Genomic DNA, 518 nt, shown 5'->3' on the forward strand with positions numbered 1-518 from the left:
GCAGAGGCACGCTATGATGTACCACTCCTTGTGATGGATGACCGCTTAACGGCTTTTGTCATTAAAACCGATGATGCTGATCATTCCGTCTCTTTAGCAAAGCTTGGAGATTTTGATGCAGAACACCAGAGATACGTCTCGAGCCACCCTTACGTGACCGGTCCACGCTTTTCTTCTGTCAATGCTAGGAGCTGGACCGCTCATCAAGATGAGGCTTTAGCTTTTAGGGTGCTGGCGGCACGCTACACACAAACAGAAAAAACCATTGATCTTGGCACTTTTGATCTTGTGGACTGCTCTGATTTACAAATCCGCGCAGCCATTGAATTGCCTTCAAGTGAGTGTTCTGTCATCTTTGAAATTGAACGAAACAATGGCACAATTTATCAACTGCTTCCCTTTCAATTGCTAAGCCTTACCGAATATATCAGTGAAAAGGTAAAGCTTCGCGCTATTCTTAAAGGAACAGAGAAACTCTCACCGGTGTTATTTGCGCCTGTTCAATTGATCGCGGGAAA

Annotated in this window: 1 pseudogene; it reads left to right on the forward strand. The window is 45.0% G+C overall.

From position 1 onward, the window contains the following. Nucleotides 1–518: pseudogene (locus ACFIL3_RS11335) on the forward strand (DUF4815 domain-containing protein); the annotation flags it as partial.

The organism is Bartonella sp. CE47NXGY (genome assembly GCF_042195415.1).
Lineage (GTDB): Bacteria > Pseudomonadota > Alphaproteobacteria > Rhizobiales > Rhizobiaceae > Bartonella.